This window comes from Lactiplantibacillus fabifermentans DSM 21115 (assembly GCF_000498955.2).
Lineage (GTDB): Bacteria > Bacillota > Bacilli > Lactobacillales > Lactobacillaceae > Lactiplantibacillus > Lactiplantibacillus fabifermentans.
In genome coordinates this window covers 1-18,974 of the sequence record NZ_AYGX02000036.1, presented here as the reverse complement: position 1 = coordinate 18,974, position 18,974 = coordinate 1, and the positions used below count along the sequence as shown (strand labels likewise).

General features: G+C 46.7%; 21 protein-coding genes and 1 pseudogene. 12 read left to right on the top strand and 10 right to left on the bottom strand.

The window, feature by feature from the left end:
- Window positions 1-53 precede the first annotated feature (53 nt).
- A pseudogene (locus DY78_RS02755) lies at window positions 54-485 on the top strand (DUF6198 family protein); the annotation flags it as partial.
- 101 nt (window positions 486-586) lie between these two features.
- Window positions 587-1,513 (top strand): AEC family transporter, encoded by a 927-nt coding sequence (locus tag DY78_RS02750; RefSeq protein ID WP_024626129.1) that lies wholly within the window; start codon window positions 587-589, stop codon window positions 1,511-1,513.
- 55 nt (window positions 1,514-1,568) lie between these two features.
- On the opposite strand, the gene DY78_RS02745 is transcribed toward DY78_RS02750, so the two are convergent.
- From DY78_RS02745 to DY78_RS02735, 3 genes are all read right to left on the bottom strand, one after another.
- Window positions 1,569-1,826: a hypothetical protein gene (locus DY78_RS02745; RefSeq protein ID WP_024626130.1), complete on the bottom strand. Its 258-nt coding sequence runs from the start codon at window positions 1,824-1,826 to the stop codon at window positions 1,569-1,571.
- Between the two features lie 16 nt (window positions 1,827-1,842).
- A complete protein-coding gene (locus tag DY78_RS02740; RefSeq protein ID WP_024626131.1) occupies window positions 1,843-3,036 on the bottom strand; it encodes an MFS transporter in 1,194 nt (397 codons plus the stop codon).
- Window positions 3,037-3,154: 118 nt separating this feature from the next.
- Entirely contained in the window at window positions 3,155-3,817 is a 663-nt protein-coding gene (locus DY78_RS02735; protein WP_024626132.1) for an HAD family hydrolase, read from the bottom strand.
- 193 nt (window positions 3,818-4,010) lie between these two features.
- Between DY78_RS02735 and DY78_RS02730 the strand changes: the two genes are divergently transcribed.
- A complete protein-coding gene (locus DY78_RS02730) occupies window positions 4,011-5,492 on the top strand; it encodes an MDR family MFS transporter (RefSeq protein WP_024626133.1) in 1,482 nt (493 codons plus the stop codon).
- Complete coding sequence (locus tag DY78_RS02725; RefSeq protein ID WP_024626134.1) at window positions 5,492-5,995, top strand: DUF4811 domain-containing protein; 504 nt, start codon at window positions 5,492-5,494, stop codon at window positions 5,993-5,995. Before DY78_RS02730 ends, DY78_RS02725 begins: the two co-directional genes overlap by 1 nt.
- A 45-nt stretch (window positions 5,996-6,040) precedes the next feature.
- Here the strand turns inward: DY78_RS02725 and DY78_RS02720 are convergent, their stop codons facing one another.
- Window positions 6,041-7,051, bottom strand: a complete 1,011-nt coding sequence (locus DY78_RS02720) for a YeiH family protein (protein WP_024626135.1) — start codon at window positions 7,049-7,051, stop codon at window positions 6,041-6,043.
- A gap of 113 nt (window positions 7,052-7,164) precedes the next feature.
- Between DY78_RS02720 and DY78_RS02715 the strand changes: the two genes are divergently transcribed.
- The 4 genes from DY78_RS02715 (at window position 7,165) to DY78_RS15970 (ending at window position 9,280) form a co-directional block, all read left to right on the top strand.
- On the top strand, window positions 7,165-7,989 hold the full coding sequence (locus DY78_RS02715; RefSeq protein ID WP_024626136.1) for a LysR family transcriptional regulator: 825 nt from the start codon (window positions 7,165-7,167) through the stop codon (window positions 7,987-7,989).
- 69 nt (window positions 7,990-8,058) lie between these two features.
- Window positions 8,059-8,223 (top strand): hypothetical protein, encoded by a 165-nt coding sequence (locus DY78_RS15975; protein WP_156404094.1) that lies wholly within the window; start codon window positions 8,059-8,061, stop codon window positions 8,221-8,223.
- On the top strand, window positions 8,220-8,807 hold the full coding sequence (locus DY78_RS15715; RefSeq protein WP_024626137.1) for an ATPase: 588 nt from the start codon (window positions 8,220-8,222) through the stop codon (window positions 8,805-8,807). The genes DY78_RS15975 and DY78_RS15715 overlap by 4 nt, the downstream gene beginning before the upstream one ends.
- A 311-nt stretch (window positions 8,808-9,118) precedes the next feature.
- Entirely contained in the window at window positions 9,119-9,280 is a 162-nt protein-coding gene (locus tag DY78_RS15970; RefSeq protein WP_156093479.1) for a hypothetical protein, read from the top strand.
- A gap of 27 nt (window positions 9,281-9,307) precedes the next feature.
- Here DY78_RS15970 and asp1 (DY78_RS02705) read toward each other — a convergent pair whose 3' ends face one another.
- Both asp1 (DY78_RS02705) and asp1 (DY78_RS02700) read right to left on the bottom strand, forming a co-directional pair.
- Window positions 9,308-10,813 carry an accessory Sec system glycosyltransferase Asp1 gene (gene asp1, locus DY78_RS02705; RefSeq protein ID WP_024626138.1) on the bottom strand — a complete coding sequence of 502 codons (1,506 nt, stop codon included), beginning with the start codon at window positions 10,811-10,813 and terminating at the stop codon, window positions 9,308-9,310.
- 2 nt (window positions 10,814-10,815) lie between these two features.
- The gene (gene asp1, locus DY78_RS02700; RefSeq protein WP_024626139.1) at window positions 10,816-12,351 is read right to left on the bottom strand and encodes an accessory Sec system glycosyltransferase Asp1; all 1,536 of its coding nucleotides are present in this window, start codon (window positions 12,349-12,351) and stop codon (window positions 10,816-10,818) included.
- Window positions 12,352-12,733: 382 nt separating this feature from the next.
- Here asp1 (DY78_RS02700) and apf point away from each other — a divergent pair, with 382 nt between their 5' ends.
- Entirely contained in the window at window positions 12,734-13,696 is a 963-nt protein-coding gene (apf, locus tag DY78_RS02695) for an aggregation-promoting factor (protein WP_024626140.1), read from the top strand.
- Between the two features lie 251 nt (window positions 13,697-13,947).
- Here apf and DY78_RS02690 read toward each other — a convergent pair whose 3' ends face one another.
- Window positions 13,948-14,496, bottom strand: coding sequence for a bifunctional transcriptional activator/DNA repair enzyme AdaA (locus DY78_RS02690; RefSeq protein WP_024626141.1), 549 nt, complete (start codon window positions 14,494-14,496; stop codon window positions 13,948-13,950).
- Between the two features lie 142 nt (window positions 14,497-14,638).
- Here DY78_RS02690 and DY78_RS02685 point away from each other — a divergent pair, with 142 nt between their 5' ends.
- The 3 genes from DY78_RS02685 to DY78_RS02675 are packed head-to-tail and all read left to right on the top strand — an operon-like array spanning window position 14,639 to window position 17,306.
- Window positions 14,639-15,139, top strand: coding sequence for a methylated-DNA--[protein]-cysteine S-methyltransferase (locus tag DY78_RS02685; RefSeq protein ID WP_024626142.1), 501 nt, complete (start codon window positions 14,639-14,641; stop codon window positions 15,137-15,139).
- Between the two features lie 54 nt (window positions 15,140-15,193).
- Window positions 15,194-16,093, top strand: a complete 900-nt coding sequence (locus DY78_RS02680) for an ABC transporter ATP-binding protein (RefSeq protein WP_024626143.1) — start codon at window positions 15,194-15,196, stop codon at window positions 16,091-16,093.
- Window positions 16,086-17,306, top strand: a complete 1,221-nt coding sequence (locus DY78_RS02675) for an ABC transporter permease (protein ID WP_024626144.1) — start codon at window positions 16,086-16,088, stop codon at window positions 17,304-17,306. Before DY78_RS02680 ends, DY78_RS02675 begins: the two co-directional genes overlap by 8 nt.
- Before the next feature lie 123 nt (window positions 17,307-17,429).
- On the opposite strand, the gene DY78_RS02670 is transcribed toward DY78_RS02675, so the two are convergent.
- Genes DY78_RS02670 through DY78_RS02660 form a run of 3 tightly spaced genes read right to left on the bottom strand, consistent with a single transcriptional unit; the run spans window position 17,430 to window position 18,939 of the window.
- Window positions 17,430-18,173 carry an SDR family oxidoreductase gene (locus DY78_RS02670; RefSeq protein ID WP_024626145.1) on the bottom strand — a complete coding sequence of 248 codons (744 nt, stop codon included), beginning with the start codon at window positions 18,171-18,173 and terminating at the stop codon, window positions 17,430-17,432.
- 17 nt (window positions 18,174-18,190) lie between these two features.
- Window positions 18,191-18,508, bottom strand: coding sequence for a carboxymuconolactone decarboxylase family protein (locus DY78_RS02665; protein WP_024626146.1), 318 nt, complete (start codon window positions 18,506-18,508; stop codon window positions 18,191-18,193).
- A 14-nt stretch (window positions 18,509-18,522) separates the two neighbouring features.
- Window positions 18,523-18,939 carry a cupin domain-containing protein gene (locus DY78_RS02660; RefSeq protein ID WP_029779156.1) on the bottom strand — a complete coding sequence of 139 codons (417 nt, stop codon included), beginning with the start codon at window positions 18,937-18,939 and terminating at the stop codon, window positions 18,523-18,525.
- Window positions 18,940-18,974: the final 35 nt, after the last annotated feature.

The following is an 18,974-nucleotide window of genomic DNA, read 5'->3' as shown; positions in this document are numbered from 1 at the left end:
GAAGCTGATCTTTTTTGTCCGAACAGCGTTCGGATTAATTTTACAATCTACCTTTACTTTACATTATCCCTTTCAGCTATTTAGTCGAATTTATCGGCTATTTCTGGGCATGGGTCGGCATCGCCCAGCTGCCATTGGCGATTCGGCTCGTCGTCAACTTAGTGGGGTTACTAGCCGTCGCGGCGGCGGTTTCCATCTATCAACGCTGTAATCTGATTCAACATCCCAACGATGATTTGTCGTATATTTTACGGTTCCGCTTCTTACACGGTTCGGCCATTATCGCGCAATGGACCAGCTATTTGCCGCCATTGACCATTATCGTCGTTTCTTTCTTAGCCACTGGTCAATTACGCGCGATTGGCATTGGCACGATCTTTGCGTTAGTCGCGCAAGGCGCCATCATGGGTTGGTCAGATAAACACGTCTTTCCGAACTTAAAACACCACGTTGACGTGCCGCAAGCGAGTCATCACGCTGCTTAACTTACGAATCTTCATTAGTTGCGATTTCAGAAAACGCCCATTGACATTTTCACGCCAGCCCCCTGATAATAAAGGTAATCTCAATTATTGGACTGAAGCTTATGAATCTTACGCAACTCACTAGTCAAATCATCTTGATGTTTATTTTGATGCTCGTCGGCTTAATGATCAACAAGCTCGGCTTCATGCATGCGCAAACATCCACCGATTTGACGAATATTCTGTTATACGTCGTTTCACCGTGTTTAATCATCAAAGCGTTTGAACAGACCTTTTCCGCCGACCGCTTACAAATGCTGGGTCGCGTTATTATCGGAATTTTAATCATTTATATTTTAATGATTATCGTCACTCAGCTCGTTTTCAAACGGGTGACTGACCCCAACTTACGGCGCATCATGCGCTACGGTTCCGTCTATTCCAACGCCGGCTTCATGGGCATTCCGTTAACTAGTTCCTTATTCGGCTCGACCGGGGTCTTCTTTGCGGTCGCCTCCCTAGCCGCCTTCAATATCTTCAGTTGGACGCACGGGATTAGTTTATTTACCGGTAATCAAGGCAGTCGTCGCGATAACTTTAAACAAATTATTTTAAATCCCAATATCATCGCAATTATCGTCGGTTTATTGCTATTCGTGTCGTCGTTGCATTTACCAACGATTGCCAATAGCGCGATTACGTACGTCAGCTCCATTAATACCCCGTTATCCATGATCGTCATCGGTAACAGCTTGGCCGACGTCAAATTCAGTCGAAAAACCTTTGATAAACGGCTCTGGTGGGTCTTGTTGTTACGGAATTTCCTATTCCCTTACTTAGCCATCGTCGTGTTACAACTGATGGGGATTACCGGCGTGCCACTGTTTACCACGGTGCTGATGGCCGCTTGTCCGGTCGCCGGAATTGTCGTCTTGTTCACCTTAAAAGTACACGGTGAACCCGGCCCCGCTGTGACGCTAATGAGTATTTCGACGATTTTAAGCGTCGTTTCAATTCCATTAGTGTTCGCCTTAGTCAGCCTACATTAACGCCAAAAGTGCGTCATTAAACTCAAGCAACCGAGTTTAATGACGCACTTTTATTTTAGTTATTTTTCTTGATTAACCACCGTAGTCCAATCACGATTGATTCAACGATGAAGTCGACGACTAACAAGCCGACCGCCAGTACCCAGTACAGCTCAATTACTGATGTGGGTTGCGACCACGGTATCGTCACTAATTCAATTAATGATAGGATCCCAGCAACATAAACTAAAATCCGCAATAGCCATGAATAGCGATGAAAAAAGTGCCAATCAAACGTTATTGCGCCCCATAAATCATGCCAAACTCTTTTCATACCAATATCCCCCAATTTAATGATTCATCGTGACGGTCCGGCGCGCTAGCCTTGGGTAATGAATGTAATGGGCGTAAAAGCCAACTAATAAAACGATGATGGCTAAGCCACACACCCCATGCCAACCAAAGGCACCCCATAATAAATTACCGAAAAACGAACCGAGGGCACCGCCCATAAAGTATCCAAACATAAAGACCGAGTTGAAGCGGCTGCTGGCTTTGGGATCAATACCTTGAATCCGGGTTTGATTAGCCACCTGACCGAACTGCGTACCTAAGTCTAACACAATGATGCCGACAATTAGTCCGGCAATATGCGTGCCAAACACGTCAAATATCAAATAAGCGATCGTCGACAAAACTAAGCCGAGACCGATAATCGTATTCGGTTTGAACCGGTCCGCTAACCGACCAATCAACGGGGCCGCTAAGACGCCGGTGACCCCTAGTAAAGCTAACAAGCCGGCTTCCCGACTGCCCCAATGATATTGATGCTGTAAATAAAACACTAACGTCGCCCAAAAAATATTGGAGACGCCAAACAAGACAAACCCGTTAATTGCGGATGCCCGTAAGACCGGATATTTTTTCACTAATGCAGGTACCGTCTTAATCATTGTGCGGTAATTCGTTGCGTGTTGGGTGACCGGGTCGTGTGGCAACTTTCGCCACAAAACGACCCACAACAAGGCAATCATGATAGCCGCAATCAAGTAGACCGCTTGCCATGGTAAGTAGCTGGCGAGCACCCCGCTGACCGTCCGCGAGAGCAGGACCCCGACGAGTAAGCCACTCAAAACATTGCCGAGCACTTGGCCACGTTGACCCACCGGCGCTAAGAAACCGGCGTACGGAATAATGATTTGCGGGGCGACCGACGTAATCCCAATCAACAAACTGGCAATGGCGTACACCCAAATATTCGGCGCCACAAACGCCAACAAGGCGGAGATAATGGCCAAGACTAACATGCGCATAATTAACGTTCGCCGGTTGACGATATCCCCCATCGGTACAATGAGCAACAGCCCAAAGGCATACCCAAGTTGAGTTAACATGGCGACAGCACCGATGATGGCATTGGAAACTTGATATTGACTCGCAATATCCGCTTCGATGGGTTGAATATAATTAATATTAGCAACTACGATGGCGGCCGAAACTGCCATCAGTAGCGTCGTACTTCGATTTAAAGCTTTATTTTTCAAAACAATTTCCTTTCTCAATCCCAATTTTGACGAAAATTTGACGATTAGAAAGGCGTTTCGACGCGTACAATCAACCAGTGCGTTAACCGCTGATTGACTGGCAGTTCATGATAATATCTCACTTGACCCACACCTCAGCCGCGGCTAAATCAGCCACGGTATGCGTTGGTTTAGCCGTCCCGGTGGCGACATCCCCGCGGCGATTGACCCAAATCATCGGCCAACCGAGTTGCTCAGCGGGCACAACATCACTGCCGTACCCTTGGGCGAGGTGCCAGTGATTCGTTGCCGTTAAACCCAGTTGCGTTTCAGCAGTCTTAAAAAATGACAATGCTGGTTTGTAGGCGTGGACATCTTCAGCGATGATAACCGCATCAAACTTAACTTGTAACGCTGCCAAATTAGCCGGCATCACGTCCCAAGAAGAATTCGACATAATCACTAGCCGATAGCCTTGTGCTTGCCACGTTTCTAAAGTAGCCACGACATCTGGAAACGGCAATAAGTTACGGTGAACTTGTAAACATTCGACATAATGACTCTCAAAGAAATGCCCTTGATCAAAAGTCTGGTCTAAATGTTTCAAATCCGCCCGCACGAGTTCGGTGTAATCCACATAGGGGTCGACCGAACGAGAATCATTTTCATATGTGGCGTAGGCATTACGGACGACTTGCCCATTCAACCCAGCCGCGTCACCTAAATTTTCAACCCATTGGTATAGGGGCTGGGTATTGATTAAAGTCCCATAACAATCAAACGTTAAGTATTTAGTATCCATAGGCTTTAGCCCGCTTTCTTTTTAGATTCCACTTCCATTTTAGCACAGCCCCAACTTATAATTGGCCTACTTATTAAGTGACTGGTATCACCGGACTGCAAGCTGAATAATAGGATTGGTATACATATCGTGCTATACTTATTAATTGTGCGTTTTAATTATTTTACTTATGAAAGGACGGTTTTTAGTCATAATGCCGACGACAAATTCGGCTTTGCCATTAGATGCTGATGGCAAACCATATCACCGCACTTGGCTGGTGTTGACCTTGCTCGTGGGAACGTTTAGTACGTTCATTACCCAAACGTTGCTCACGACGGCCTTCCCCACCTTGATGTCTTATTTCCACATTACCGCCACCGCCGTCCAATGGTTGACGACGGGCTTCATGTTAATTATGGGGATCATGATTCCCGTCAGTGCTTGGATGCTGACACGGATTAACTCGAAGATTCTCTATCTTGCTGCGATGGTCATTTTCGGTTTAGGGACCATTTTGGCCTACTGCTCCGTTAATTTCCAAATGCTGCTCATTGCGCGGATGATTCAAGCGATGGGGGTCGGGATTTCCGCCCCCGTCTTTCAAACAATTATGTCTTCCGTTTACCCACCGGAAAAACGGGGCTCCGCCATGGGAACGGCCGGTATCGTCATTGGGTTAGCGCCCGCGATTGGTCCCACGTTATCGGGGTGGATTATTGATAACTATAACTGGCGCGCGTTATTCTTATTTATTATGCCAATTAATTGGATTGTTATTATTGTGTCATTATTTACGCTGCGCAAAGTGTTGCCAACTTCTAAACAGCCGATTGACTGGTGGTCCGTGTTAATTTCAACGATTGGTTTTGGGAGCATGCTGTACGGCTTCTCCTCCGTTGGTGAAGCCGGCTGGGGTGACCCGGTCGTCTTGACAACGCTCATCGTCGGCATCGTGTTTATCGCCTTATTCGTTTGGCGGCAACTCCACATGGACCAACCGTTATTGGAATTGCGCGTCTTCAAAATTCCCGCCTTCACCTTGTCAGCCATTTTGACCGCGTTATCCTACATGGCCATGATGGGGGTTGAAATGATTTTACCGATGTACATCCAAACGGTACTCGGCCGTTCGGCGATGGATTCGGGATTAATCTTGTTACCCGGCGCAATTATGATGGGGATTATGAGTCCCATCACCGGCCGCATCTTCGACCACATCGGTGCGCGTCGCTTAGCCATGACCGGGATGTTACTGTTAACGATGGGGACGGCGTTCTTCTTATCCATTAGTGCAACCACGCCGATTGTTTGGATTATCGTCGTCTATGCGATTCGGATGTTTGGCTTAACGATGGTGACGATGCCAGTTACTACGACCGGGATTAACGCCTTACCATTTAGTTTGATTTCCCACGGGACCGCCGCTAACAATACGTTACGCCAAGTCGCCGCTTCGATGGGAACGGCCGTGTTAATCAGTGTGTATTCCAGCGTGGCCAAATGGCAAATGCCGGGCCACACGTTGTTAGCTAGTGCTCCGTTGAAATACAAGACTGGCGTGGTTAACGCGACCTTGACTGGTTATCACATGGCCTTCATCGTTTCTTTAGTCTTTTGTGCGTTTGGTTTTGCCTTAACCTTCTTCTTAAAAGCCCATCATTCCGTAGGCTTAGACCAGGAGGACGCTGCCTAATGACTTTAATTTTATTAGTATTATTCGTATTCATCTTTTCATACTTGATGATTTTTAAACCGAATAGCTTACGCCGAACGATTGAAATTTTAATTAGTTTTGTCGTGATTGCCGCTTGTCTCATTGGCCTGGTCTTAAACGACAATTACCATTGGGGCATGCACGAAGTCACCACGACCAAAACGGTCAGCTTGACGCCGCTCGAATCTAAACGGGCCGCCTTAGGGATTCGGCGGTTAGGTACTGGCAGCGAACGCGTGATTTTATATCGGAACGCGGCCACGCCAACCAAAACCAGTGTGACTTCAACTGACAAAACCACGACTAGTATTAAAAACGGCGCCACCGCCCAAGTTCAAATCAAGACGACGCGCTGGCAATATAAGAACCACTGGGCGCGCGTATTTTTTGCTTTAGGCAATCATACGTCTAAGTTAGCCCAACGCCACTACACGTTTACCTTACCAAGTACTTGGCGAACCGTGACCGTGAAAGCTAAATAACGAGATTAAAAAAATGCTAACCGCGCTGGTTAGCATTTTTTTATCTTACCGTTTTAATAACAGCGTAATTAGGATCAACGCACTGACGACTTGAATCGTCCCCACGCCTAAGCCGTATAACGCCAAACGTTTGCCGGCTTTTAAGAAGTTCACTAAGTTCAAGCGCAAACCAATCGCAGCTAAGGCGATAATTTCAAACCAACTACTGATCGTATGCGCCGTAGTCCCAATAATGGCCGGCAAGCTCACCAAACTATTGATGGCACACAAGATTAAGAAACCCGCGACATACCACGGTAACCAGTGCCCATTCCCATTACCGCTCACCACGGCATCTTCCGCCAATTCATTTTCCAATGACTTTTGATGTAAGCGACCAAAAATCAAGACCACCACAACTAACATCATAATCCGCATAATTTTGAAAATCGTCGCGAATTGGACTGTCGTTTGATTGACCATGCTGGCAGCGGCCACCACTTGACCGACTGACTGTAACGTCCCACCAATCAAGGCCCCTTTTAAGACGACATTGCTACCAAACAAGCTGATGCCTAACCATGGCAAGGTCAACATTAAGACCGTCCCCATCAAGTTAACTAAGGTAATAACCGTGCCTTTAGCATCTTCGTCGGCTTCAATAACTGGCGCAATTGACGCAATCGCCGATGACCCACAGACGGCATTCCCACCAGCCATGAGCATCCGGACTGATTGGTCGAAGCCTAAGCGATTGCCTAACCACAATGCCCCGACGATTGTGATCGTCATTTGGCATAAGATGAAAACAATCCCCAAGCCACCAACTTGGCCAATCGTTTGTACGGTCATCGTGGCGCCAAGTAACATGACGGAATATTCCAATAGCTTACTTTCGGCAAATTTCGTTCCTTTTCCTAATTGCGGTTGCCGCAATACGGTGTTGCCCAATAAAATTCCGAGTAAAATTGCAATCGTCGCCGCCCCTAAAGCTGGCACAAATTGCGCGGCCAGTTGGCTCACAACCGCAATGACGATGCTCGCCACTAAACCGGGTAAAATGTCTTTAATTTTCAAATTCTCCGCTCCTCTGCCTTCGATAAGTTTAAGTATACGAAATTGTTTTACATTTGAGAAATAAATTATTATGATAGTTACTATTAAGAAACTTAATCGAAAGGATGACCCGGATGTTTAAACAACTGCAAACTTTCAAGACCGTCTTTGAAACGCGCAATTTCTCGCAAGCTGCCGAACAGCTTTTCATCTCCCAGCCCACGGTTTCCACGCAGATCAAGCAACTCGAAGCGGAGCTAAATACGACCTTATTTACCCGTAACGGCCGCCAAGAAATCGAACCCACGGCCAGCGGTGAACTATTATACCGCCAGGCGCAGCAACTATTAGAAACTTGGGCAACCACCAAAAATGCGGTCCGCGCGACAAGTGAACGCACGAAAATTCCAGTTCGAATTGGTGCATCACATACGACCGCCAGTTTAATTTTACCCGGCTTACTCAAAGCGCTCGCCCCCTTCAGCGACCGTTTCGACATTGAAATGACGCTCGCCAACTCCGCCGAGATTTTAACCCAAATGTCGCAGCACAAACTCGACTTTGGCCTCGTCGAAAAACCACTTGTCACCGACGACTTAAATCGCTTGGCATTTGGCCACGACGAACTCGTCCACGCTGGTGATTTCACCAGTCCGCTATGGCTATTACGCGAACCCAATTCCGGCGTCCGGCATTACACGAATGCCTTTTTGAAAGCCCGCAACATCCAACCAGACCAAGTGATGGTCATTCACAGCAATCAACTGATTGCGGACATGTTGGCCCAAGGCGTCGGTCAAACGGTGATTTCTCGCCACATGGTCGACGCAACTGTCCCCACGGAAACATTGAGTGCGAACTATCGCCGCCAATTTTATTTGTTGACTAAAACGACCGCGGCTAAAAATCTGGCCCCGGTTCAAAACTTGATTACAACTTATTTGCAAAGCTGGCAATAATGAGTCATTTGCGATGACGGGGCTTGAGCTTGCCACTATAATAAAGCCAATGAAAGTGAGGTTTATCATATGAACAATCACCCCAATAACTCAGAGGTTAATCTAAAAACTGCGCATGACCAACTATTACAAACCACTGACCCACAAAAACAAACTGAACTAGTCCAACAAATCAATGCCGTGATGCAAGCCAACCAACAGCGCATCTTAGCCAGTCAGGACTTCGTGAAATGACCAAACCAACTTATACGATTGTCGCCGGCATCAACGGTGCTGGTAAAAGCACGCTGTTCTTAGCAACTCCGAGCTATTTTGTCGGCACGCAACGAATTAACGCTGATGAAATTTTACGGGCTCAATCTGGTGACTGGCGTGATTCCCGTGCACAACTACGCGCCATGCGCGAAAACATTCACCAAATCAAACAGGCCCTCGCTAGCCACACGAGCTTTCATACCGAAACCACCCTCGCTGGCAACGGCAAGACACAATTAGACTTTATTCGCCAAGCTCATGAACTGGGCTTTGACGTTACTTTACTGTATGTCACCTTGGCCAGTGCCGCCTTAGCGATCGACCGTGTCAACCACCGCGTCCAAAAAGGCGGTCACGGTATTCCCGCCGATGTCATCAAGCGGCGCTACGACCAATCGTTAACCAACTTACCAACAATTGCGGCCGCCGTGGATAACGTTGAAATTATCGACAATAGTACGCCGACCGGTTTAACACTCATTTACGCCCACCGTCACCAAAATTCAAGTTATAACCAACTGGCCAACTATGCTTGGTTGCCAAACGATTTTAGTGAGGCGTAAGAAAAATCACCTAATCAGACTTATTATTCGCATCTTATGCAAAACGGCCGTCATCCAAAATTTTGGGTGACGGCCGTTTTGATTGTATCTATTTGATTAGTGTCATCTTTTTAACTATCGGTAAGCTGTCATGCAATCCCCTTGTCAGGATTGCTGGTCGTCAAATCTTATCAGTAGTTCCGGTTCATCGGCAGTTTCATGACTCAACCAAGCGACTGCAAAAAAATTGTGCCAAAAAAATGATGCGTCTACCCAAAAAGATAGTCGCACCACTTTAAATAAACAATCAATTTAGTTGGGCGTCAGTGGTAATGGAAGTTGCCGTGAAAGTGGCGTTAGCTCGGCATGCTTCTGGCCGAACTTACGCCACCGACATCTTTGAAGATTGGCGGGTTTTGCCAAGCTTCAAAGTGAGGTTCGAGACCGCTCTTCAGGCTCGAACCGGTCGCCACGGCGGCTGGAATTACCACTGACGCCCAACGACAATCGAAGTCACCACACTATTTAAGTTGTTGCCATTGTTCCCAAACTTCGGCATCACTGTAAGCTTGGCTACTCTTATAAGCGCCATCGCTTAATTTTTGTTGCCGCTTGGGATTTTCTAACGTTCGAATCAAGGCGGAAGCAAGTTGGTTGACGGCCCCATCTTTGATGAGATAGCCGTTCTTGCCATCTTTGATCACTTCGCGCGGACCATAGTTGATGTCATAAGCCACGACGGGAACCCCGTGACCGAGCGCTTCAATCATGGATAATGGTTGCGAATCGCTTTCGCCGGTATAGGCATACGCACCAGCTTGGTCATAAGCGGCATCTAAATCTGGTTGATAACCGACGAAAGCCACCGCTTCCGTCAAGTTCAAGTCCGCCACTTGTTTCTTCAAGTCGTCGATAGCGCCACCGTAACCGTGAATTTGTAAGGTAGCATCCTTCAACGAACGCCGAACACGAGCAAAGGCTTGAATCAACTGATCCACCCGGCGTTCTGGGTCTAACCGCCCACTATAAATAATTTCATGGGCATGGCGGGCTGCCATTTTAACTGCCGGCTTTTTACCTTGTTCGGCACTGACGACACCGGCTGAGATTGCATAAACAGGGACTGTGTTACTAGCCCCTAGCCACTTCGTTAAGTCGGCTTTTTGTTGCGACGTGTTCGTGATAATCCCATCAAGTGCGCTCAAATATTGATGTAAACCATAAATATACGCGCTATTCAAATTAGAATAAACTTGGTCACGCGGATCCACCGCATGCGGCGTTGGTAACCACAAATACTTTTTAGCGGGCGTTTGCATGTTGATGACGGGCCATTGCGCGGCCAATGGGCGATCGGCGATAAAGTTATTATTGCCGCCATTAGTCCGATTCAATTCATCTAAGAAGAACCGATACCATTCATTTTCACCATTAAAGTAGTAGTCTTGGCCGTTGTAATTAATCAACTTGCACAGTGACACATAGTTGGCCCCATTGGAATTGTGGGCATAATATTGCTCCGCCATTCGCGTGCCATCTGGTCGATAGAAAATATCCGTAATCGGTTCCTTAGCTGGTGAATAAAATTGATCCCGCGCTTTGAAGCCCCGTTCATCATAATCCGTCCGCTGCACTAAGTTATTGAAACGGTCAAAAATTTCAACAAAGTAGACATGTCCGACCGTGCTCGGAACAAAATGAACCTTCGCCACGGTGCGGTCACCATCGACCACTTCACTGACATTCGGGTCCGGCTTGATGTTATAAGCCCCCGGCCAGTTTAAATCATCAATCTTCAAAACTTTAGCATCTACGGACGTGGTGCCGCGGAAGAAATCAAATAAATTGGCCATTTGGTCGTCTTCAATTTGGAACCGCCGCATATTTTGATGGAGTAACGCATCAAATTGACGGGTCACCATTTTGGCCGGCGCTTGGTGCGCTTTAAATAGTTGGAGTCGTTTAAATTCGGCATGTTCGACACCGGAATTCAACGCCATCACATATTGGTTAACAAAAAAATCCATGACTATGACTCCTCCTGTTCATAAAATTTATCGGCCGCTTGCATCAGTGGTTGCCAAGCGTCCCAAACAGCGTCTTCGCTATACCGTTTGGCATCTTGATAAGCTTGCCGACTGTAAGCCTTCAACTTATCATCGTCAGACAATAAGGTAATCATCGCTTGGGCTAAGGCGTCTTCGTCATTTAATGGGACGAGTTCGCCATCTTCGCCGGGCTTAATAATGTCGCGTGGGCCGTATTTGACATCATACGCAATCTGCGGCACCCCATGCGCTTGACCTTCCAACAAGGCCAAGGCAAAGCCTTCTGCCCGTGAAGTCAATAACGCCAACTGAGCGGTGTTATAGACTTTCTTCAAATCATTCGTGTAATCGTTAAATTTAACGACTTCGGTCAAACCGAGTTCTGCAACGAGGGCTTTCAATTGTTTGCCGGTATCACCGTTGGCATAACCCCAAAAATCTAAGGTCGCAGCCGGTAATTTTTCATGGACTTTGGCAAACGCGCGAATCGCTTGGTCTTGTTGCTTTTCTTCCGCTAAGCGGGCCACATAGATGACCTTGCCAGCAATCCGGCTCTTCCAAGTTGGTTTACGAGCGCTCAATTGTGCTGCAGGCACTAAGCCAACGGGAATGGGATAAACGGCTGGTTGTTGGCCATAACGGTCACTAAAGTCTTGAGCCTGTTCCTTAGTCGAAGCAATCACCCCGTTCCAATCCGTACGGTTATTTAACGCATACGCATAATTGTAGTTGAGCGTCGCCGTCTTCGGTTGATCCGGATTATTGACGTGATTGCTGTGCAAATGCATCACTTTGAACGCCTTAGTATGCATTTGAAGCGCTGGATAAGCCAATTCGTACGTCCGGTCAATGATAAAGACTGATTTTGGTGTTTGCCGGTTCAATTCATCTAAGAAGAAACTCGTCATATTTTGTTCACCCACAAAGGACCAATCTTGGCCGTCATAGTTAATGAAGCGATACAACGAATTTTGCGTCAGATTTTGGCGGTCGGGCTGGTGGAAGGTTTGATAAACTACTTCGCCGTCCGGGTTCAACACTTGTTCGCTAGCCACTTGGCCGTCAAACGTGTAGAACTGTTCGAGGCCTTTAAAACCGCGGGTATCGTACCAGTCGGTCTTAACTAACTTACCGTTCTGGTCGAAATATTGGACGTTATTTAATTGTTGATGGTCGGGTGCAAACGTGTTGACCCGCATCAACATTTGGTCATTTTGAGTCACGACGTAGTTATCGCCATCTGCGGTAATCCGCATATCCGCGGATAAATGCAGATCTTTAATCGTGGTCGTCACCGGTTGGAAATCACTGGAACCTTGAATAAAATCAAATAGATTGATTTGGTTGCTTTCCAAAACGCCGGCGTCTTTTAAAGTTTGATGTAATGATAACGAAAAGAAGCGGGTTACCATCTTAGCGGGCACTTGATGCGCGTTAAATAGTGCGAGCCGTTTCATTTCAGCATGTTCAATCCCTGACTTTTTGGGATTGATGCTCGTATTGACAAAGTAATACATAAATCTCGCTCCCTCATATAAGCATAGTGTTCACAAAGTCGATTATAGCAAACTTTGGCCGGCAATTAAGTAATAACGGCAGCGGTTTTACCCTTTTGTACTAATTTTGAAGAAAATAAGGTCGTCTAAACCCGCAAAGCAAATTTTGACGATAATTTTATGGAAGTGTGACGATTTTGTTAACTTGTTACAGTATGTTACAACTGACCGATTTTATTACAAAAACGGCGCAAACTGTAACTTCGCGTTTATTGCACTGCAACACTCACCGACTATACTAGGCACTGTTGTTTAGTTAACGAGCGCAAATGTCGCTCGACTATGATAAACATTAAAAATGTTAGTTATCCAAGCGAAAAAATACAGGAGTGAATTGATTTTTATGAAGATTAAAAGTTTACTATTATCATCCGTAGCCGCAACCGGTTTGTTTGCCATCGGAACGACGATTGCCAACGCCGACACCGTGACTGTCAAGGCGGGCGATACGGTTAGCCAAATCGCTGAAAACCATAAAACGACCGTTAAAGCTATTCAAAAAGCTAATAAATTAAAAAACGTTAACTTGATCTACGTTGGCGACAAACTAGAAGTCAACGGTAAGGCGACTAAGACCACGGTTACCGCTACCTTACCAAGTAGCGCTGCCGCTAAGACGACCACGGCTACTTCGACCGCTAGTCAAAGTGCTTCAACGGCAACTAGCGCCAGCTCAACTAGTACCAGTGCCGCTACTTCTAGCTCGACGAGTGTTGCTTCGGCATCATCAACGTCAACTGCTAGTCAAAGCTCATCAAGTGCTGCTAGTTCCAGCTCACAAGCAACTAGTTCAGCTAGCTCAGCTTCAAGTGCCGCCACGAGCTCAAGTTCCGTAGCCACTTCAAGTTCAACGACCAGTGCTGCTTCTGAAAGTAGTTCGGCCGCAAGTTCTAGTGCTTCAACCGTAAGTTCTAGTTCCACGAGTTCCGCAAGCGAAGCCTCGACTGCATCAACCAGTTCCGCTTCAACGACCAACGTTAGTTATTCAACTAATGCCACGTCATCATCAACTAGTTCAGCTACCACTGCTTCAACGACGAGTTCATCCAGCACGAGCTCAACGTCAACTTCGACATCATCAAGTGCTGAAGCCGCAGCGAAAGCTTGGATTGCCAACAAAGAATCTGGTGGCTCATACACCGCTTCTAATGGGAACTACTATGGTAAGTATCAATTAACCAAGTCTTTACTTAACGGTGACTTATCCGCATCCAACCAAGAAAAGGTTGCGAACGCTTATGTCGCTTCCCGTTACGGTTCATGGGTTGCTGCCAAGGCTTTCTGGGAAGCTAACGGTTACTACTAAACCGATTTTAAATCATTGAATTTGAACCACCCACTTGTTGGGTGGTTTTTTATTGCCGCTACGCCTCCAGCGCGGGGCGGGCACGTGGTGGGGCAAACCTGAAAGCCAAGAAGCGGTCTTTCAGGCGGTTGGTAGCCAGATAAAAACCATCTGTCTGCCAACACGGCCCATTTTCTAAGCCAGCATAAAACGCTGACTAAGAAAATTTTCACCATGTCCCCGCCCCGCGCTTCCGGCTTCGCTAACTAACTTTAACTTGTTATGTTCTTACGATAACTTGAAGGTGTTTGGTTATAACATTTTTTGAAAGTAGTACTGAAGTAAGCTGGTGATTGAAAACCACATCGAATTGCAATCGCCTTGAGTGGTAACTCGGTAGTCATCAACAAATCTTTGGCATGCGCTAAACGTACAGCTTGTAAATGGGCTTGCGGTGTTTGCCCGGTTTGTTGACGATAGACGTGATGTAAATATGACGGGGCCCCATGCGCTTGATGGGCAAGTTCAGTTAGGGTTAAGTTTTCTGAATAGTGAGCCGCGATAATGGCGTCGATCTCTTGAACCCATTCCGTAACGGTCACCGCTTCACCAGTTGGTCGACAACGTTTGCATGGTCGAAAGCCAGCTTGCACCGCCGCCGTGCTCGTTTTAAAGATGCGGATATGGTCACGATTAGGTAACCGTGACGCACAACTTGGCCGACAGAAAATCTTGGTGCTGGTCACGCCATAATAAAAGTGACCGTCTTGACTAGCATCGTTTGTTTGAATCGCGTGCCACTGCGGATTGCTTGCAAGCATAGTATCCCCTCCTATTTCTGGAATACATTATACCTTGATTACTTGTTGGGCGTCGCTTTATAGAATTAGAAAGCCAGATATTGAAATTATTTATCAGTCATAATCTGCTATACTAGCCCTACTAAAACTTCGGAGGTGCCCCATGAACTTAACCCTTTCACAACTGACACTTGCTCACACCACCTATTGGCTTGGGACGACCACCCAAGGCCTGGCCTTCGTTGGTCGTGCCAATGGTCCCGCTAATGAATGGCAAACCTTCTATCCCCAGGCGACAACTTTCTTGGATGCTGGGGGTAATCAAGCTGCCGCCCAAGCACTGACGGCCTATTTACAAGGACGAACGCAACAAATTAACGTGCCACTAGATTTATCCCACGGCACCACCTTTCAACAACTAGTGTGGCGCGGACTCCAAGCAATTCCGTATGGAACGACCACGACGTATACGGATTTAGCCCAGCAAATCGACCGGCCCACTGCCGTCCGCGCCGTCGCTTCTGCCGTGGGCCGTAATCCGCTCCTAATCGTCGTCCCTTGTCATCGCGTCTTACGCAAGGACGGCCAATTAGGTGGGTATCGCGGCGGCCTAACGATGAAAAAAGCTTTACTTACATTAGAGGGCTGTACATTCCCCTTGTAACCGCCGGGACGCTATGCCACAATTAAACTATTCTAATACATTGGGGGCGACACCATGCTATCGGTAGCACATATCAGTAAAACCTTTGGCAGCGTCAAGGCGCTCGACGACGTTTCGTTTGACGTCCATGACGGGGAAATCATGGGCCTCATCGGACAAAACGGCGCTGGTAAATCCACGACGTTTCATAGCATTCTGAACTTCTTACAATTTGACGGCCAGATTACCTTTAACGGTCAACCGCTGTCGGCTGACGATTATAACTTAATTGGCTACTTGCCCGAAGAACGCAGTCTGATGCCTAAGTTGACGATTGCCCAGCAAATTACTTATTTAGCGCGGCTGAAAAATCAACCTGCCAGCGTCACCAAGCCTAAGATTGCTCCTTGGATGGCTAAATTTGCCGTTAAAGGGCAACCCAACGATAAAATCAACAAGTTATCCAAAGGGAACCAACAAAAAGTCCAACTGATCTGTACGTTAATCCATGACCCGCAGTTAATCATTTTGGACGAACCGTTCAGCGGGCTTGACCCCGTTAACGCCGATCTATTAAAACAAGCGATTTTGGACGCCAAACAACGCGGCGCTACCATTATTTTTTCTAGCCATGACATGAGTAACGTCGAAGAAATTTGCGACAGCCTGGTCATGTTACGCGATGGTCAAGTCGTCTTGAATGGTACCGTGGATGACGTTCGTGAACAATTCGGCCGTACGCGGCTATTCTTAACCACGGATTGGTCGCTCGACGAATTAGCAGCTTTGACTGGCGTGCAAAAGGTCAACCCACTCGGCGCCCACCGGTATCAGTTGCTCCTAAACGACGCCGACGCGGGTCCCGCAATCTTTGCGGCCGTTACTCAAGGTGAATACATTCAAGAATTCAGTCAACAGCCACCGACACTCGACGAAATCTTCCGCACCGAAGCTGGAGGTGAGCACGTTGAATAAAACTTGGATTGTCACTAGTGAAACGTATATCCGGCAGACTAAATCATGGAGTTTCTTAATGCTCGTACTAATGCCATTCATTGTCTTTGGCTTCTCATTTGGGATGGGATACTTATCCGCATCCCAAGAATCCAGTAATGATATCGCCGTAGTCAGTGCGAGTGCCCCATTACGACAAGCCTTCATTAAAGATAGCGGTGTCAGCACGACTAAAAAATATGCCACCAAAGCCGCCGCTCAAAAAGCGACTGACCATGGTGACATCACGGGTTACTTAGTATTAAACACGACTAAGCAACAACAAGTCCAAGCGACCTTTAAGGGCCCGGACTCATTAAGTAGTGCGAACCGGGCCAAAGTTCAACAATTTTTACAAACGGTCCAAACGCAGCTAAACATTAAGCGTGCCAAAATCACCACGACGCAGCAGCAACAATTAGCTTTGCAGCCGAAATTAACGCAAACCGTACAAAAGAAAACTTCGACGGATAAATCCGTGAAATTCATCTCGTTTTACATTATCGCCTTTTTCGTTTACTTGATTCTGTCCACCTACACCGGTATTATGGCCCAAGAAATTGCGGCTGAAAAAGGGACTAAGATCATGGAAGTTATCTTGTCGAGTACGACGGCCCGTAAATATTTCAACGGGAAAATTTACGGTGTCTTGTTAATGATTTTGACCCAAGCGCTGATTTACTTCTTAGGTGGTGTCGCTGGGCTAGCCTTCGTTAAAAATAGTTCGGCCATGCACGCCTTTTGGCAACAGTGGTCCAGTTTGATTGAACCAGTCTTGCATAACATCATGTCAATCAACTTGCTATTCGCCTTGGCCGCAGTCTTGTTATACACGATATTTGCGGCTTTCTGTGGTGCGTTAGTGACCCGCGTGGAAGATGCCAGCAAAGCATCGCAACCGGTCATTTATTTGAACTTACTGGCGTTAACGCTCGGCTTGATTTTGCGCACCTCACCAACGAACATTGGCGTGACTATCTTGTCATATGTGCCATTTTTCTCCTCGTATTTCATGCCACTGCGGTTAATCAATCACGTCGCCAGCTTCCCCGAAGCCGTGACGTCCTTAGTGATTTTAATCATCACGATTATCGCCAGCATGCTCTACATTGGTAAGATTTACGGTGGCCTCATGCTTCAAACCGATGAACTCGGCTTTTGGGGCAATTTAAAACGTGGCTTACATTTAAAATAGCTCAAAAAAACGGTGTCTGATGATTTTTTATCATCGGACACCGTTTTTTGATTGTCGCAACGTGATAGTTTGTTCCGCTTAACGCCGGAGCAAACAAACCGTCTTGGGATTCACTCTTTTTTATTACGCTTGTTTCGTTGGATAAATCGTAAATTCATTGACGTTAACGTCTTCCGGTTGGTCTATGGCAAAGTTAACCACATTGGCCACCGCTTGGGGACTAATCCCCACTTGTTGATAGAAGGCATCCATACCTTTTTTTGTCGATTCATCGGTAATCGTGTGCAATAATTCCGTGTTGATGGCCGCTGGATAAAGCGTGGCCGTTCGAATATTAGTCCCTTCTTGGGCACTTTCCATCCGAATGACTTCCATCAAGTTGCGGACGGCAAACTTAGTGGCACCGTAGACCCCGGCCCCAGCAAAGCTCTTAATACCAGCGACAGATGAAGTCGTCACGATTTGGCCGTGTTTTTGCGCGGTGAAGATCGGCATCACTGCCGCCACGCCGTTCAACACTCCTTTGATGTTAATATCAATCATCGCATTCCATTCGTCCGTGTGTAACGCACTGATAGGTGACGATGGCATGATACCGGCATTATTGAAGATGACATCCAAGCCACCGAATTCACTTTGGGCCAAAGCCACTAAGTCTTTCAAATCATCGGGCTTAGTCACATCGGTCACGCGATAAGTCGCTTGACCTCCGTCAGCTTTAATATCGTCAACAATCGCTTGCAGACGGCTTTCACGCCGTGCACCTAAGACGACTTTCGCGCCATTTTTAGCCAACGTTTTAGCCGTGGCTTCGCCAATTCCGGATGATGCCCCGGTAATTACAATTACTTTATTTTCAATTGCCATTTAATAACCTCCGTTAATTAATCGCCGTAAACTTCTTTAATCAAACCCATGGCTGACCAAGCTTTTGGCCAACCCGCATAAAAGGCTAAGTGGGTCACAATTTCAACCGCTTCGTCTTTGGTAATGCCATGATCTTTACCCATTTGGAAATGGGCTTTTAATTGGGAAAAACTCCCACTCGTCATTAAGCTCGCAATCGTGATCATGCTACGATCCCGGGGATTGAGTTCACTTTCGCGTGACCAAACTTCTCCAAATAAGACATCATCATTTAATTCCGCAAATTTAGGAGCTAATTCACCTAAGTTATCGCGGCCAGCTGTTTGCTTTTTCATTTTAAAATTCCTCCCTAACCTAACTTGGCATAGGCTGCATCGTCAACCGGTTCGAGCCATTCGCTGGAGCCTTTGGTGATAGCAACATGTGAGAACCAGCTATCTTTAGTCGCACCATGCCAGTGCTTAACGCCTTCATGAATGGTGACGCTGTCGCCGGCGTGTAAGAGTTGGGCTGGTTTGCCAGCTTCTTGGTACCAACCTTCACCACTCGTCACTAATAAAATTTGGAAGCCATCGTGATGAATGTGCCAGTTATTGCGGCAACCAGGTTCAAAGGTCACATTTGAAACGTTGACGTCAATTTCGTCACCGGGTTCGGATAAACCTTGTAAGTAGCTTTGCCCGATAAAGTATTGGGCATACGCTTCGTTTTTGTCACCTAAACCAAAAATACCGCTGTTTTCATTGTTATTAGGTAGATTGCAAATTTAATCCGAATTTTTGGACAAATTGTTCAGCATAA